Source organism: Pseudomonas sp. IT-P74, from assembly GCF_949768175.1.
Lineage (GTDB): Bacteria > Pseudomonadota > Gammaproteobacteria > Pseudomonadales > Pseudomonadaceae > Aquipseudomonas.
Genome location: NZ_CATKQD010000011.1, coordinates 70,653 through 83,873, shown reverse-complemented (window position 1 = coordinate 83,873; position 13,221 = coordinate 70,653). Strand labels below are relative to the sequence as shown.

The window sequence follows — 13,221 nt, the reverse complement described above, 5'->3', positions numbered from 1 at the left end:
GTAGTTCTGGCGGCGCTGCGAGCTGTTTCTTGTAGGGCTTTGATGGTGCTAGATTGTGGGTCTCAATGAGGAGGGGCTGCATGAAGCGTCTGATAGTGGCAGGGATAACAGGAGTGGTTCTACTTTCTGGTTGTGGCGATGGTGGAGAGAAATATAGGAAAGAAGCCGCCGAACTTCGCTCCGGAATAGAAGACCTCCGCACACAGCTTTCGCTAGCTAGTAATCGAGTGAAGGAGTTGGAGTCTGAAAACTTACGATTAAAGCAAACCCCTCATCTCCTCTTTGCAAATGTTCGCGAAGCACTAGATCGAAAAAACGAGACTGAAGTGGGTGCTGCTGTTAATGCCTTAAAGAGCAAATATCCTGATTCGCCAGAAACCGCACAAGCCAGCAAGCTCCTGAATAACATGATTTCTGAGCGACAAGCTAAAGAAAAAGAGACCGAGAAATTGGCCGCTTTAGGTTTCAAGGGGATCCCAGTGCAGAACACGTTCACAGGAACCTCATCCGCCATTAACCTGCTTTCCGCCAAGCTAGGAGGCAGATGGCAGTTCAATGATCACGGGGACGAGTATGAGTACCGCGACGCAGAGCGCGGTGCACAGTATGTTACGGCGCAGGTGACATATTCCTCTAAAGAAAAAGATCCAAGCCTGATGGCTATGGCTGTTTATGCTCCACGGGATGGAAAACTGAAACGCTTGGGTGAAATGGGTTTCGAGTTTGTAAAGTGGGAGAGTTTCGCGACGTTTTTAGGTAATTACCATGATTCGGGTAATGACTTTGCTCACTCCGAAAAGATTCGCTTCTCGATGGGAGTGCAAGTTCAGAATGATGAAGTAGTGAAACCTCTATACATTATTGCTGCTAAGAAAGGATGTGCGAACCGGGATGAAGATCGTTTCGGACGTCCTCCTGTGAAGTATGTGACGTATTCTTGCCAGTCTTTACCGACGGAATTAAGTCTCAACGACTTCACAAGCGGGGAATATGGTGTAGTTAAAAGATTTGATTGATTAGGGAGGAGTCATGCAGATTTTGATAGGGACGATGGCGGTGATGCTGCTGGCGGGGTGCGCCTCAACGGCAATTTCGGTAAAGGATGCCAAGCTTGTCCCGGCCGATGAGGTTTACGCGTTCCAATCCAAACCGTCAGGTGATAGTGGGAAAATTACGGTCGTGCGAGATTCCGGCGCGGTCGGATCTGGCTGCGACATCGTTGTTTACGTTGACGGACGCAAGGCAGCAAAAATAGGCACTGGACAGCGAGCAACCTTTTACCTTCCTCCTGGCAGCTCGAACCTGGGCGTAGGCTTGGCTGGATCAGGTCTATGTGCTGGCGCTGCTATCCGTACTATTTCGGCGAGCGTCCAGTCTGGAAAGGAAAGTATCTATAGGATCAGTGGTGATTTGGCAGGTTTTTACATCGGCCCCTATGTCGACTACAACTGAAAAACCAATTTCATGAAGCCGCCTCCGGGCGGTTTTTTTATGCCCGGAGAAAGTAATGCAGGCATCAGCGATCAACTACCAGCCTATGACCACTATTCGTTTGCACGGTCAGCTTCGACAGTTTGGAAAGTCCTTCCGGCTTTCTGTTAAGTCACCCGCGGAAGCGATAAAAGCGCTCTGCGTACAGATTCCGGGATTCGAGCGCTTTATCTCGAACGCGAAATCTAGGGGGCTAGAGTTCGCTGTATTTCGCAAGGGAAAGAATATCGGCGAGAGCGAGATCGCGTACAGCGGCTCCGGTGACATCCGCATTGCGCCAATTATCGTCGGCAGCAAGCGCGACGGAGTTCTTCAGACAATTGTTGGCGCAGTCTTGATCGTCGCAGGCGTATTTGCCTCAGTCACGCCGTTTGGCGCGCCGTTAATTGGCGCGGGTATCGGCCTAGTCGCCGGCGGCGTCATCCAGATGCTCAGCCCACAGGCCCAGGGCCTCAAGACCAGCGCCGCGCCCGAGAACACCCCCGGCTATGCCTTCGGTAGCGCAAAGAACACGACAGCGTCCGGCAATCCGGTCCCGCTCTGCATCGGCAAACGTCGATGGGGCGGGGCGATCATCAGTGCCGCGATCTACGCCGAAGACCAGATGTAGCCGAACCGTCGAATACCGCAGCCGCCCATGAGGCGGTTTTTTATTGCCTGGAGAAACGCATGGGCGCAGCACAGCAGGTTGAAATTTACGGCGCCAAGGGCGGATCGGATAAGCCAAAGACGCCGACTGAGGCGCCCGATAGCCTGCGCTCGGTGGCCATGGCCAAGATCCTTATCGCCATGGGAGAGGGTGAGTTCGCTGGCAATCCGATCGCCAAGGACATCTATCTCGACAACACGCCCCTGCAAGATCCCCAGGGCAACATGAACTTCCCGAACGTGAAGTGGGAGTACCGCAGTGGCTCCGTCGAACAGGGCTACATCCAAGGCATTCCGTCGATCGAGAACGAAACCTCACTCGGCATCGAGCTGCGCAGCGGTACGCCCTATGTGCGAGCAATCAGCAATACCGAGTTGTCGGCCGTGCGCCTGCGCTTCGCGTGGCCCGCCCTGCAATCGGTCGATGCCAGCGGAAACGTAAACGGCTACCGGATCGAGTACAAGGTTGAGCTGGCCACCGATGGCGGCGCTTATCAGCAAGTGCTGAGCGAGGCTGTCGACGGCAAGACCACCAGCACCTACGAGCGCACTCGCCGTATTGATCTGCCGGTGGCGAACAGCGGCTGGCTGATTCGTGTCACCCGAGTGACCCTGAACCAGAACAACAACAAAATCGTCGACACCATGCAGATCGCTGGCTTCACTGAAGTCATCGACGCGAAGCTGAGCTATCCGAACACCGCACTGCTTTACATCGAGTTCTCGGCTGAGCAGTTCCGCAATATCCCGGCGGTGACCGTTGATTGCCGGGCCCGTAAATGGCAAGTGCCCAGCAACTACGATCCGGACACCCGCACTTATACCGGCATCTGGGATGGCACGTTCAAGCTCGCCTGGACCGATAATCCTGCATGGGTAACTTACGGGATCACGGTAAATGACCGCTTTGGCCTCGGCCGTCGGATCAAACCATGGCAGGTCGATAAGTGGGAGTTGTACCGGATCGCCCAATACTGCGATCAACTGGTACCAGACGGAAAGGGCGGGCAAGAGCCGCGCTTTATCTGCAACCTCAACCTGCAGGGCAAGGCTGACGCCTGGTCGCTGCTGCGCGATATCTCGGCGATTTACCGCGGCATGACCTATTGGGCACAAGGGCAATTGTTCAGCTTGTCCGACATGCCGCGCGCAACCGACTTCGACTTTGCCTACACCCGGGCGAACGTCATCGACGGCAAGTTCACTTACTCGAGCGCTTCGGAGCGCACCCGCTACAGTCGAGCCCTGATCAGCTACGACAACCCGGCGAACAACTACGACACCGACGTCACCTCGGTGACCGATCCGAAGCTGCAACGGCGTTACGGCGACAACCCACTGGAGATCAGCGCCATTGGCTGCACCCGCGAGTCGGAGGCACAACGCCGCGGTAAGTGGGCATTGCTGACCAACGCCAAAGACCGGGCCGTCAGTTTTAAGGTGGGTCTCGATGGTCGCATCCCTCTGCCTGGGTACGTCATCCCGGTGGCCGACGAGCTACTGGCGGGCCGCGCAATCGGCGGGCGAATCTCCGCAGTTGCTGGTCGCACCATCACCCTTGACCGCGATACTCAAGCCAAGGCCGGCGACCGACTGATCCTGAACCTGCCCAATGGCAAGTGCGAGGGGCGCACCGTGCAGTCGGTGGCAGGGCGGGCGGTGACCCTCACTGTCGCGTATTCGGCGTTGCCAGAGCGCGAGTTGGTCTGGGCGCTCGACGCGGATGACCTGGCTGTGCCGCTGTACCGGGTGACTGCCGTGTCGCGGCCGGAGCCGGGTGTATTCGAAATTTCGGCCGTTCAGTACGACCCGAGCAAGTTCGCGCACATCGACACTGGCGCCCGCTTGGAAGAACGGCCGATCAGCGTGATACCGATCACCGTAGTACCGGCGCCGGCCAGCGTGACACTCACATCGAGTTCGGTTGTCTCCCAGGGCATTGCCGTCGCCACCATGACGATCACCTGGCCGGCGGTGCCCGGCGCGGTCGGCTATGACGTGGAATGGCGCAAGGACAGCGGCAACTGGATCAAAGTGCAACGCACCGGGATGACCAGCGTCGACGTCACTGGGATCTACGCTGGTGCGTACGTGGCGCGTGTGCGGGCCGTCAGTGCTTTCGACATCTCGTCGATCTGGCGTAACTCGATCCTGACCAACCTCAAGGGCAAAGCGGGACTGCCGCCAGCTGTGTCATCCCTGACGGCCACCTCGTTGCTATTCGGCATTCGCCTCAAATGGGGTTTTCCAGCGGGAGCCGAGGACACCCAGCGTACCGAGCTCTGGTATGGCCCGGTCAACAACCTGGCCGTAGCCACCAAGCTGGCAGATCTGGCCTACCCGCAAAGCGACTACACCATGCAAAGTTTGCTGGCGGGCACCTCGTTCTTTTTCTGGGCACGCCTGGTAGACCGGATCGGCAACCTCGGTCCTTTCTATCCGGTGGTGAACGGGGTGTTGGGCCAGTCGAGCTCGAACGCTGCTCCGATCTTGGAGATGATAAAGGGGCAGATCACCGAGACAGAACTCGGCCAAGACCTGCTAAGCGAGATCGATAAAATCCCCGGGCTTCAAACGCAGATCAATGCGCTCGACGAAACCTACGACCCGACCAAAACCTACATCAAGAATGCGATCGTTCGTTCTGGCCAGTTGCTGTATCAGGCCAAGGTGCCGGTGCCGATCAACACGCCACCACCGAACGGGACCTATTGGTTGGATGTGGGGCAGTCGGTGGAAACGGTCAATGGACTGGCCCAGCAGGTTTCGACAAACACTGCCGACATAATCGACCTCGATGATGAGATCACTGCGCAAGCTACGGCGTTCGATGCGCTGCGGGCCTCATTTCGAGACGACAACGGCGAAGGGGAACTGGCGGACGCACTCAAGAGCTGGACCAGCACCGCCGCAATTGCCACGGAGGAGAAAGTTCGCGCGTCAGAAACTGAGGCTTCGGCGAGAAGGCAGACAACGCTAGAAGCCAAGATCGGCGACAACGTGGCCAGCATCACCACCCTTGAACAGGTGGTGGTTAACAACCAGCAAGCCACTACTCAGCAGATCACCCAACTGAGTACGACGGTCGATGGGCAGGGTTCGCAGCTCGACAGTCAGGGTGTGGATATCGGCAAACAGAAGACGATGATCGAGACCAACGCCTCGATCATCAACGACGTGAACGGCAAGCTGGCTGCGACTTGGTCGGTGAAGATGCAATACAGCACCTCCACCGGGCAGTACATCGCCGCCGGGATTGGGCTGGGCATTGAGAACACAGCAGCCGGATTGCAAAGCCAGTTTCTGGTCAGCGCGGATCGCTTCGCCATCGTCAACACCATAGCCGGCGGCGCTGCGTCTGTTCCGTTTGCGGTGCAGGGCGGCCAAGTGTTTATGAACTCAGCGTTCATCGCTGACGGCACCATCACCAACGCCAAGATCGGCAGCTATATCAGCTCGACCAACTACATCGCCGGCCAGCAAGGCTGGATCTTGAATAAGGACGGAACGCTGGAGATCAACGGCATTGTCCCTGGTCAGGGGCGGCTGGTGATCAACTCGCTGAACGTCTCGGTCTACGACGGCAACAACGTGTTGCGTGTCCGACTCGGCTATCTGGGGTGAAAAATGGCTTATGGAATGCGGGTTTGGGGACCCGATGGCGCGCTGCAGCTCGATGAGAACTCTTTCACCATGCGGATTGTGTTGTCGACCCAGGTCAGCTTTGCAACCGCCGCGAAAGCGAATCAGGACTTCTCGGTGCCAGGTTGCGATGCGTCCAACTCGGTGGCGATCGTTATTCCGGTAGGCCCTTACAACGCGGACTTATCTTTCCAGTTCGAAACTGAAATGCTCTCGGGGGTTGCGCGTGTTTACAACTACACGCGCACCTTCGCGGCCAGTCTTTCCACCAGCGGGACCATGCGTTTGATGGTCATAAGGTTTGCCTAATGACTTATGGGCTCAGTTTCATCAACAACAGCAATCAGGTGGTTATCGACTCGGAGTTTGCCCGGCTCAACGTGATCTGCAGCGGTCGTTATGCGCCGACGCAGGAGTCAGGGCTCGGATCGTCCACTTCTTTTCCTCGTGTCATCACCAGTCAGGAGCCGCCGTTGGTGTTTTGCCGTCCAGATACGGGAGGGATTGCAGGGCTCACCGCCATGCAGGTGATCGGATCGGCCGGCAATTGGACAGGCTTTTACGTTCGGGCCTACGACGTGAATAGCAACCAGCCGAACGGACGGTACTTCGCGGCGACATTCGGTGCACAACCTGTTGCCACTTATGGGATGCGGCTCTGGGACGGGTCTTCAAAGTTGCTGTTTGACTCCGCCACGCCGACGGCGCTGTTCACGAGGGCGTTTCAGAATTGGACTTATCAGCGGTACGAAACCACTCCAACAGGTTCCTCGCGGAACTATTACACCGTGCCATTCAACTTTCCCGAAAACGAGTACCTGCTGATCAACACATTCGGCATGAACATGCTGACGGGGTCAGCTACCGGTCGTCTCGTTAAAACCCTTTGGGATTTCAATGCCGGGGTGCTGTACGCCATTACGGACGGATTTAGCAATCCGTTCGCCTTCTTTATGCCTGCTGTTTTCGCAAAGCTCGCGGTTTAACCAATAAAATAGGAAGTTGCCATGCCCTGGTACAAATCAGGAACGGTCTCTGTCACCCTAAATTCGAGCGCCGTGATTGGTTCGAACACTGCCTTCATTGCGAACGCGCGTGTGGGCGATGCCTTTCGCGGCCCCGACGGCGCCTGGTATGAGGTGACCAACATTGCCAGCGACACGGCGATGTCGATTTCGCCTAACTACAAGGGCGCGACCAACGCCGCCGGAGGTTACGCCCTCGCGCCGATGCAGGGTTACGTGAAGGACTCGGCGGATGCGCTGCGAGCCTTGGTCAATACCTACGGGGCAAAGCTCGCGGCACTGGGTACGACCGGTAACTACGATGTTCTGCCGCAAAGTAAAGGTGGCACCGGGCTAACTGCCGTTGGGACCGCCATTTCATCGGACGTCATGACCAGTGACGTTGATACGACGGCGGGGCGCCTGCTCAGGGTCGGCGACTTTGGTATCGGCGGTATCAACGGAGGGATGGGTTTTGCCGACGCCAACTTGGCAATCATTCCGGGGTTTGCACGTATCATCGGGACTGCACTCAGCGCGCCAATCCCGGGGGCGCCTTATTCGATGATCGTTACTCGGTACAATCAAGAGGTTGCTCAGCTGGCCTTCCAAGAAGGCACAGCCGTTCCAGTTGTTTCTGTTCGCAAACGCCTTGGAGCCACCACTTGGGGCGGCTGGCGTGGCCTTGCATTGAATGGTGCCAATACTGATATCACCAGCCTTACGGGCCTGACTACGGCGCTGAGTACTGCTCAGGGCGGTACGGGCAACACCATCGGTATGGCCACAAGGCTCGCTGCGGCCGCCATTCTCGGCACGGTTTCGCAATCGGGTGGAGTGCCGACAGGTTCTATTATCGAAGCGGGTACAAACGCGGCGGGCTCCTACACCAAGTTTGCAGACGGCACGCTTATCTGTGTTGCAAAACCAGTCGGCTCACCTGCTGTGGCGGCGAACACTTTCACCGTGGTAGGTCCCCTCGCATTGCCGGCTACGTTCATTGATGCATCTTTTTATGTGGCGGGGAGCGGTGCACCTTCGGCATCCAATGATCAGTTTGGGTTCTCTTATGGATACGCCGTCTCGACGTCCAGCGTGTCTCTTGTTTATCGCAATGGCCCAACAGCTCAAACAGTTACCAATATTCGAATTATTTGCATAGGGAGGTGGTTCTAATGCGGATCAAGCTGTGGCCGACACGCTGCGATGATGTTTTGGAGATTGAGAAACGCGGGGAAACTTTGATTGTGAACGGCGAGGTGTTCGATTTCTCGCCTTTGACCGAAGGCAGCACGCTGCCCGGCACCGCCATCACCAGTAAGTGGTTCATTGGTGATATCGAAAAAACCAGCGGCGAAATCAGGCTGGCCATGTTCTTGCCTATCCCCGCCAACTTCAGCCCGGAACAAGCCTTTCCCGCCGACTTGGTAGATGTGCCAGACGGCCTTGTCCAGTTGCCCCAGCCCCTTCCAGAACCTGCCGATGCGAGTGAGGTCACCGATGAACATTGATTGGTCGCAGTTGGTCACCAAGGACATGAAGGACGCCGCCGCTCAGGCCGTGCAACTAGCCGCGGCCAAAGCCGAGTTAGCCGCGAAGAACGCCAAGGCGGTGACACAGATCGCTCGCATCCAAGACCGCGTCGACACGCTTGGTTATGGCATCGATGTCGGCGAAGCCACCGTTGAGGACCAAGCTGAACAGGCCGCGCTGATCGTCAGCCTGAAAGCCTGGAAGACCTACAAGTTTTCCCTGGGCAAGGTCACCGTCCAGCCAACCTGGTACGCCGCGCCGGTCTTGCCGAACGAGCCGGCGGTTCCAGTGATCGTCGCTGACCCCGAAGCGACAGCCACCGACGTGATGTAACGCGTAGCCACCGCACAACGCACCCGCCATCGAGCGGGATTTTTTTTGCCTGGAGAAAAGTGATGACCGTATCCGAGAGAGACCGCGACATCCTCGCCCGCACGCTGTGGGGCGAGGCCCGCGGCGAATCCCTGGCCGGCCAGATCGCCGTGGCCTGGACCATCCGCAACCGCGTGAACGACGGCAAGGACAAGTCGTGGTGGGGGGAGGGCTATGCCGGTGTGTGCCAGAAGCCGTACCAGTTCAGCTGCTGGAACAGGAACGACCCGAACTTCGCCTACCTGAGTGGCGCGAAGCAGATTCCTTTCCGTGAGCTCGCACAGGCGCGGATTGCCGCTGACCAGGTGATCGATGGAAAGGTGCCGGATCCCACCGGCGGCGCCACGCACTATTACGCGACCACCATCAAGGCGCCGGTCTGGGCGGCGAAAGCGAAACAGACTCTCAAGTTGGGCGGCCACGTTTTCTTCAGGGACGTGCCATGAAACCGGTCTGGTTGCGAGTCCTTCCTTACATCACTGCACTGACTCTGGTAGCCGGGGCGTTGTTTGCCGCCTACCACCATGGCGTCACGGTCACGGTTGAAAAGTGGCAGTCGGAATGGAATGCCCGCGACACCCGGGACGCCGAGGCGAGGGCGCTCAATGAGGCCGCTGAGCGCACCAGGGAGCAGGCCTACCAACAGTCAATCAACAAGGCGGTTCAAGATGGCCAACGGATTATCGATCAAGCGACGGCTGATGCTGCTGCCGCTCGCGCTTCTGCTGACGGCGTGCAGCTCGCCGCCGACAACCTTGCCCGTCGACTCGCAGCCAGTGAAGCCAGCGGCAATTCCTGTACTGCCGCCGCAAGCAAGGCAGCTGCCCGCGCCGCCGCTGTGCTTGCCGACGTGCTCAAGCGCGTTGACCAGCGAGCGGGCGACTTGGCTGCAATTGCTGACCAAACCCGAGCCCGGGGGCTAACCTGCGAAGCTGCGTATGGAGCTATGACAAGATGAGAACTACCATTACAGATCCTGTCGCAATGCACGTAGTTTGTTAGTGCAACGCAGCTATCGGGATTTGTTAATTTTCGGCAGGGAGAGAACCAGTACATGAAGTTCATCAAATCTTTTTTCTTCGTAATCAGCATTGCAAGTTTGGCCGGCTGCATGTCCGCTGAAATGGTTTCCTCTCCAAACTCTGGATCTGCTTATGCGCCAGTGAACGAGAGCTCCAGATCTGGGATTGTGAAGTATTTGAACGATGGTGCAGATATTGTTCGCAAGCAGCGCCGAGAGGATGCTTATAAGCAGATGCATGCGGCCTGCGGAGGCCGATACAATATTGATGCTGAGGGCTCGAATGCAGAAGGAGGAGCAGTCATAAATTCGGGAACAGGTTCTTTTTGGGCGCAATCAAATTACTGGTACATCCAGTTTTCCTGTGTCTGATAAAAGCAAAGCCCCGAAGGTTCGGGGCTTCTATTTTCGCCTGCATTCCTTAATGGCAAACTTGGAGGCGGGAATACTAAAGCCTAGTCAATGTCCGTCAGACGGATTGTCAGTTTTCGATAGCCTGCTTCAGCTTTGCAAGACACTCTTTTAGAGCTGGAGCAAGGCTCGGGTCTTGGCTATGTTGTCCCGCCGCAGCGTCTGCAATCGCAACGGCTCCTTGTACGACGTTAGCTGCCGTGGTTTCAGCTACCACCCGACTGTCAATTTTAATCAAAAACTCTTTTGCTCTGAGCTTTGAAATGGGATCTTTAGCCGAGATTTCCATGCACTCATTCAAATCTTGAACGGCACCATAGCCGCCGATTGTGCTCAAAGCGCCGACTGCTAGGTAAGCGCAATAAACACCACCAATCACCAAGCCTGCAAGGCCATATTTATTCAACAGCGATTTCCTCTTTTGCTGCCCATCAAGGCTCTCAGATGGGGATGGCTAGAAGCCAGTATTATGCAGGCCTGCCGCTGTGATGCCTACCCACTCCAAGCTCAAAGCCTGCATAACTGATGAGGCCATGCGTCACGACGGTTTAATTATTCAACCATAGGGGGATCGATCGCTCGTGGCCGAACTGCGAAAAACCGGGCTGCAATCTTGGGCTAGAGTGGTCCCGTCGATTGCAGTCACTCCGGCGCCATCATCACCGCGAGCGTCATCTTGATGAACTCTTCGTTCTTGTCGATGGCTTCCAGGGCTCCGCGCACGTTGTCAGCGACGTCGGCCGATCCGCGCTGCTCGACCCAGTTCGACAGTTCCAGGATGGCGGCTTCAAGGGCGAGCTGGTTTTCGTTGAGCTTGAACAGCAAGGAAGGGAGCAGATCAGAATTTGGCATCGCGAAATCCTCCGTGGAGATTTCAGCGTAGCAGTGGTCAATCGTAAAAGAGGGAAGGGTACGGTCGGCAGGATGCCGGGGAGGGGCCGAAAAGGTGTGGGGACTTTTTCGGGGATTCGCCAATGTTGGTCTGGCTCTGTAAGGCACCGTTTGCAGCGAGCGCCAGTAGAAGACTCAACAAATGCTGGGGATTACGGCCTTTTTCAAGCATGGGGTGCTAGGGGTCGAGTGTTCGAATCACTCCGTCCCGACCATATAATTCAATGACTTAGGCCAATGTTCACAGCATTGGCCTTTTTCATGTGCGTGACATTTGCGTGACTTCTCGATTTTTCACGCCTGCTTCCTCTTCAGGATGGTCAGGACCGGTCCACGCGAATCGGTTGCTGATACCATGTTCGCAGCTTCAATCAGATGCCCGAGCTCAGCGCCCGAGTAGTGACTGGTGATGCTGCCGTTCTTGTGGCCCAGAAGTGCCTTGCGGTCTTCCTCGGTGACGCCTGCTGCGCGTAGCCGACGGCCAAACGTGTGTTTGAGGTCATGAATCCTGATGGATGCATAACCTAGGTGAGCGGGGCGAAGGTTTTCCTCCTGCCAGAGTTTCGCCGCTCTCACCCGCGCCTTCTTCCAAGCCGAGTCGTTCATCCGGTGCATCGCGGTGTCCTTGTAAGGAAAAACCCACTCCTTGCTCAGACCCCGCTGTTTGTCGATGATCGACTTTGCCACGTTGTTGAGCACGACCAGTCGCTCGTCACCGTTCTTCACCCCGGACCGTTCGTGTCTTCCGCCAAAATCGGCCGGGATCAGAAAAACACTGGTCCCGAGCTCCGGTACCGAAATCTCCCAATCCCATCGAAGCTTGCAGACTTCCTGCTCCCGGGTGCCGGTGTTCACCTTAAACAGCGCCATCGTTTGCAGGTGGGCGGGCAATTCCGCAAAGAGAATCGACTGTTCCTGCCATGACATCGGGTAGGGCTTACGGCTCGACTTCTTCTCTTCCAACTTCGTGAGCATCGGCACGCTGTCCAGCCACGGCCTGCGCTCATCGTCTCGCCACTTCCTGGCACACAACGATAAAACCCGAACCACACGCTCGATCGAGATATTCACCGTTCTGTTGCTGACGCCTTTCTTTACCTTGCCGTCCTCGAGTTTCTTGGTCGCCAACCTGTCCTTGATGAACGGCACCAGAGCCTGGTCGTCAATGTGGGTCAGCGGCATGTCGCCAATGAACGGGTCCAGCTGGGAAAGGTGGTGCGCTGACAACTTGATTGAAGGCTGGTCTTTGAACTCCAGCAGGAAGCGAGTCGCCGGCTCCCGCCAGATCCTGACCTTCTTTACGCCGTACACCTTCTGCTGGCGGATCTGCTCCAGCCTGAAGATCAGGTAGCGTTCCGCTTCTTCCCGGTCACCAGTTCCAGTGCTTTCGTAAAGTCGTTCTCCGTTGATTTTCTTGTCGATATGCCAGATGCCTTTCCTCTCGGAGAGGCCTGTGATCGATTTTCGCGCCATGATTTATCTCCTTTCTGGCGCTCGCTGCGGGGCAATTGTTGCTCCGGGGCGCGTTTTTTATCAATTGCTTTGGCCTCGACGTACGCCGTTGCCCAGTCATCCAGCTCCTGTCGGTCGAAGCCGACACCGCGCTCGCCGATGGGGAATTCGCTGACATAAGGGCGCACCGTTTTGTCGAACTCTGCGCGGCACATTCCCAGGTAAATGGGTGCGGCGCCGGCGCGGATGAAGCGGGGGAGGATGCTTTCGCGCCGGGGCCGGGAGGGCGCCTGCGCCAGTTCTGCAGACATAAGTGCTCCATGCCGCGCGTGGCGGCAGAAGGTGGGGAGGGGTTATTCCCAGCCGTGCAGGTAGGCTGGCTCGGTGAGCTCTTCAAGCTCTTGTCGCAAAGACTTTTCCAGGGTCATGGACTTGCCTTCGTCCTGGTCAAATGCCTCCGTGTTGTCCAGCATGGCGTCGCTTACCAGATCGACGTCTTCCAGGTTGAACTCAGCGTGCGGATAGCCGCTGTAATCGCATAGCACCTGAATAGCGCCAGCGGGGTCGTAGGCGGCGACGATGTCGTTGTCCCCCACTTGATAGGCTTTCAATTTTACTTGGGGCATAGCGATTCCTCGCCCGCCGTTCACTGGTGGGCTGGTAGTGGAAGACGGTTACGTGTATCAAACTCATTTAGGTGCAGGTATCGTTACCTCCACAATCAATGGGGTGCCGTGTGGTGGTATACCGAGTTGA

17 protein-coding genes are annotated in these 13,221 nt (G+C 56.8%); 12 read left to right on the top strand and 5 right to left on the bottom strand.

From position 1 onward, the window contains the following. The first annotated feature begins 80 nt into the window (after positions 1–80). The 12 genes from ACM6J5_RS09080 to ACM6J5_RS09025 all read left to right on the top strand — a co-directional run bounded on the left by ACM6J5_RS09080 (position 81) and on the right by ACM6J5_RS09025 (position 10,083). Positions 81–1,016: a hypothetical protein gene (locus ACM6J5_RS09080; RefSeq protein ID WP_414928245.1), complete on the top strand. Its 936-nt coding sequence runs from the start codon at positions 81–83 to the stop codon at positions 1,014–1,016. Between the two features lie 13 nt (positions 1,017–1,029). Further along, positions 1,030–1,452 (top strand): hypothetical protein, encoded by a 423-nt coding sequence (locus tag ACM6J5_RS09075; protein ID WP_414928244.1) that lies wholly within the window; start codon positions 1,030–1,032, stop codon positions 1,450–1,452. Between the two features lie 55 nt (positions 1,453–1,507). After that, complete coding sequence (locus tag ACM6J5_RS09070; RefSeq protein WP_414928243.1) at positions 1,508–2,101, top strand: tail assembly protein; 594 nt, start codon at positions 1,508–1,510, stop codon at positions 2,099–2,101. 59 nt (positions 2,102–2,160) lie between these two features. After that, on the top strand, positions 2,161–5,763 hold the full coding sequence (locus ACM6J5_RS09065; RefSeq protein ID WP_414928537.1) for a phage tail protein: 3,603 nt from the start codon (positions 2,161–2,163) through the stop codon (positions 5,761–5,763). A gap of 15 nt (positions 5,764–5,778) precedes the next feature. Then, positions 5,779–6,090 carry a hypothetical protein gene (locus ACM6J5_RS09060; protein ID WP_414928536.1) on the top strand — a complete coding sequence of 104 codons (312 nt, stop codon included), beginning with the start codon at positions 5,779–5,781 and terminating at the stop codon, positions 6,088–6,090. After that, on the top strand, positions 6,090–6,767 hold the full coding sequence (locus tag ACM6J5_RS09055; RefSeq protein WP_414928242.1) for a hypothetical protein: 678 nt from the start codon (positions 6,090–6,092) through the stop codon (positions 6,765–6,767). Before ACM6J5_RS09060 ends, ACM6J5_RS09055 begins: the two co-directional genes overlap by 1 nt. Positions 6,768–6,788: 21 nt before the next feature. Next, a complete protein-coding gene (locus ACM6J5_RS09050) occupies positions 6,789–7,961 on the top strand; it encodes a phage tail protein (RefSeq protein WP_414928241.1) in 1,173 nt (390 codons plus the stop codon). Beyond that, positions 7,961–8,296, top strand: a complete 336-nt coding sequence (locus tag ACM6J5_RS09045; RefSeq protein ID WP_414928240.1) for a hypothetical protein — start codon at positions 7,961–7,963, stop codon at positions 8,294–8,296. Before ACM6J5_RS09050 ends, ACM6J5_RS09045 begins: the two co-directional genes overlap by 1 nt. Then, the gene (locus tag ACM6J5_RS09040; RefSeq protein WP_414928239.1) at positions 8,286–8,651 is read left to right on the top strand and encodes a phage tail protein; all 366 of its coding nucleotides are present in this window, start codon (positions 8,286–8,288) and stop codon (positions 8,649–8,651) included. The genes ACM6J5_RS09045 and ACM6J5_RS09040 overlap by 11 nt, the downstream gene beginning before the upstream one ends. 62 nt (positions 8,652–8,713) lie before the next feature. After that, a complete protein-coding gene (locus ACM6J5_RS09035; protein ID WP_414928238.1) occupies positions 8,714–9,136 on the top strand; it encodes a cell wall hydrolase in 423 nt (140 codons plus the stop codon). Continuing rightward, a complete protein-coding gene (locus ACM6J5_RS09030) occupies positions 9,133–9,648 on the top strand; it encodes a DUF2514 family protein (RefSeq protein WP_414928237.1) in 516 nt (171 codons plus the stop codon). The genes ACM6J5_RS09035 and ACM6J5_RS09030 overlap by 4 nt, the downstream gene beginning before the upstream one ends. A 96-nt stretch (positions 9,649–9,744) precedes the next feature. After that, the gene (locus ACM6J5_RS09025; protein WP_414928236.1) at positions 9,745–10,083 is read left to right on the top strand and encodes a hypothetical protein; all 339 of its coding nucleotides are present in this window, start codon (positions 9,745–9,747) and stop codon (positions 10,081–10,083) included. Between the two features lie 109 nt (positions 10,084–10,192). On the opposite strand, the gene ACM6J5_RS09020 is transcribed toward ACM6J5_RS09025, so the two are convergent. The 5 genes from ACM6J5_RS09020 to ACM6J5_RS09000 form a co-directional block, all read right to left on the bottom strand. Further along, on the bottom strand, positions 10,193–10,528 hold the full coding sequence (locus ACM6J5_RS09020; RefSeq protein WP_414928235.1) for a hypothetical protein: 336 nt from the start codon (positions 10,526–10,528) through the stop codon (positions 10,193–10,195). A 236-nt stretch (positions 10,529–10,764) separates the two neighbouring features. Beyond that, entirely contained in the window at positions 10,765–10,974 is a 210-nt protein-coding gene (locus ACM6J5_RS09015) for a hypothetical protein (protein ID WP_008020772.1), read from the bottom strand. Between the two features lie 333 nt (positions 10,975–11,307). After that, positions 11,308–12,471 (bottom strand): tyrosine-type recombinase/integrase, encoded by a 1,164-nt coding sequence (locus ACM6J5_RS09010; protein ID WP_414928535.1) that lies wholly within the window; start codon positions 12,469–12,471, stop codon positions 11,308–11,310. Beyond that, complete coding sequence (locus ACM6J5_RS09005) at positions 12,357–12,776, bottom strand: hypothetical protein (protein ID WP_223507772.1); 420 nt, start codon at positions 12,774–12,776, stop codon at positions 12,357–12,359. Before ACM6J5_RS09005 ends, ACM6J5_RS09010 begins: the two co-directional genes overlap by 115 nt. A gap of 42 nt (positions 12,777–12,818) precedes the next feature. Then, on the bottom strand, positions 12,819–13,091 hold the full coding sequence (locus tag ACM6J5_RS09000) for a hypothetical protein (protein ID WP_414928234.1): 273 nt from the start codon (positions 13,089–13,091) through the stop codon (positions 12,819–12,821). Between the last annotated feature and the right edge of the window lie 130 nt (positions 13,092–13,221).

Excerpts from the sequence above, each read along its gene's own strand:
- ACM6J5_RS09015 (WP_008020772.1), bottom strand. The coding sequence starts at position 10,974 with ATGCCAAATTCTGATCTGCTCCCTTCCTTGCTGTTCAAGCTCAACGAA.
- ACM6J5_RS09070 (WP_414928243.1), top strand. The coding sequence starts at position 1,508 with ATGCAGGCATCAGCGATCAACTACCAGCCTATGACCACTATTCGTTTG.
- ACM6J5_RS09005 (WP_223507772.1), bottom strand. The coding sequence starts at position 12,776 with ATGTCTGCAGAACTGGCGCAGGCGCCCTCCCGGCCCCGGCGCGAAAGC.
- ACM6J5_RS09050 (WP_414928241.1), top strand. The coding sequence starts at position 6,789 with ATGCCCTGGTACAAATCAGGAACGGTCTCTGTCACCCTAAATTCGAGC.
- ACM6J5_RS09065 (WP_414928537.1), top strand. The coding sequence starts at position 2,161 with ATGGGCGCAGCACAGCAGGTTGAAATTTACGGCGCCAAGGGCGGATCG.
- ACM6J5_RS09055 (WP_414928242.1), top strand. The coding sequence starts at position 6,090 with ATGACTTATGGGCTCAGTTTCATCAACAACAGCAATCAGGTGGTTATC.
- ACM6J5_RS09060 (WP_414928536.1), top strand. The coding sequence starts at position 5,779 with ATGCGGGTTTGGGGACCCGATGGCGCGCTGCAGCTCGATGAGAACTCT.
- ACM6J5_RS09080 (WP_414928245.1), top strand. The coding sequence starts at position 81 with ATGAAGCGTCTGATAGTGGCAGGGATAACAGGAGTGGTTCTACTTTCT.
- ACM6J5_RS09035 (WP_414928238.1), top strand. The coding sequence starts at position 8,714 with ATGACCGTATCCGAGAGAGACCGCGACATCCTCGCCCGCACGCTGTGG.
- ACM6J5_RS09040 (WP_414928239.1), top strand. The coding sequence starts at position 8,286 with ATGAACATTGATTGGTCGCAGTTGGTCACCAAGGACATGAAGGACGCC.
- ACM6J5_RS09045 (WP_414928240.1), top strand. The coding sequence starts at position 7,961 with ATGCGGATCAAGCTGTGGCCGACACGCTGCGATGATGTTTTGGAGATT.
- ACM6J5_RS09030 (WP_414928237.1), top strand. The coding sequence starts at position 9,133 with ATGAAACCGGTCTGGTTGCGAGTCCTTCCTTACATCACTGCACTGACT.
- ACM6J5_RS09075 (WP_414928244.1), top strand. The coding sequence starts at position 1,030 with ATGCAGATTTTGATAGGGACGATGGCGGTGATGCTGCTGGCGGGGTGC.
- ACM6J5_RS09025 (WP_414928236.1), top strand. The coding sequence starts at position 9,745 with ATGAAGTTCATCAAATCTTTTTTCTTCGTAATCAGCATTGCAAGTTTG.
- ACM6J5_RS09000 (WP_414928234.1), bottom strand. The coding sequence starts at position 13,091 with ATGCCCCAAGTAAAATTGAAAGCCTATCAAGTGGGGGACAACGACATC.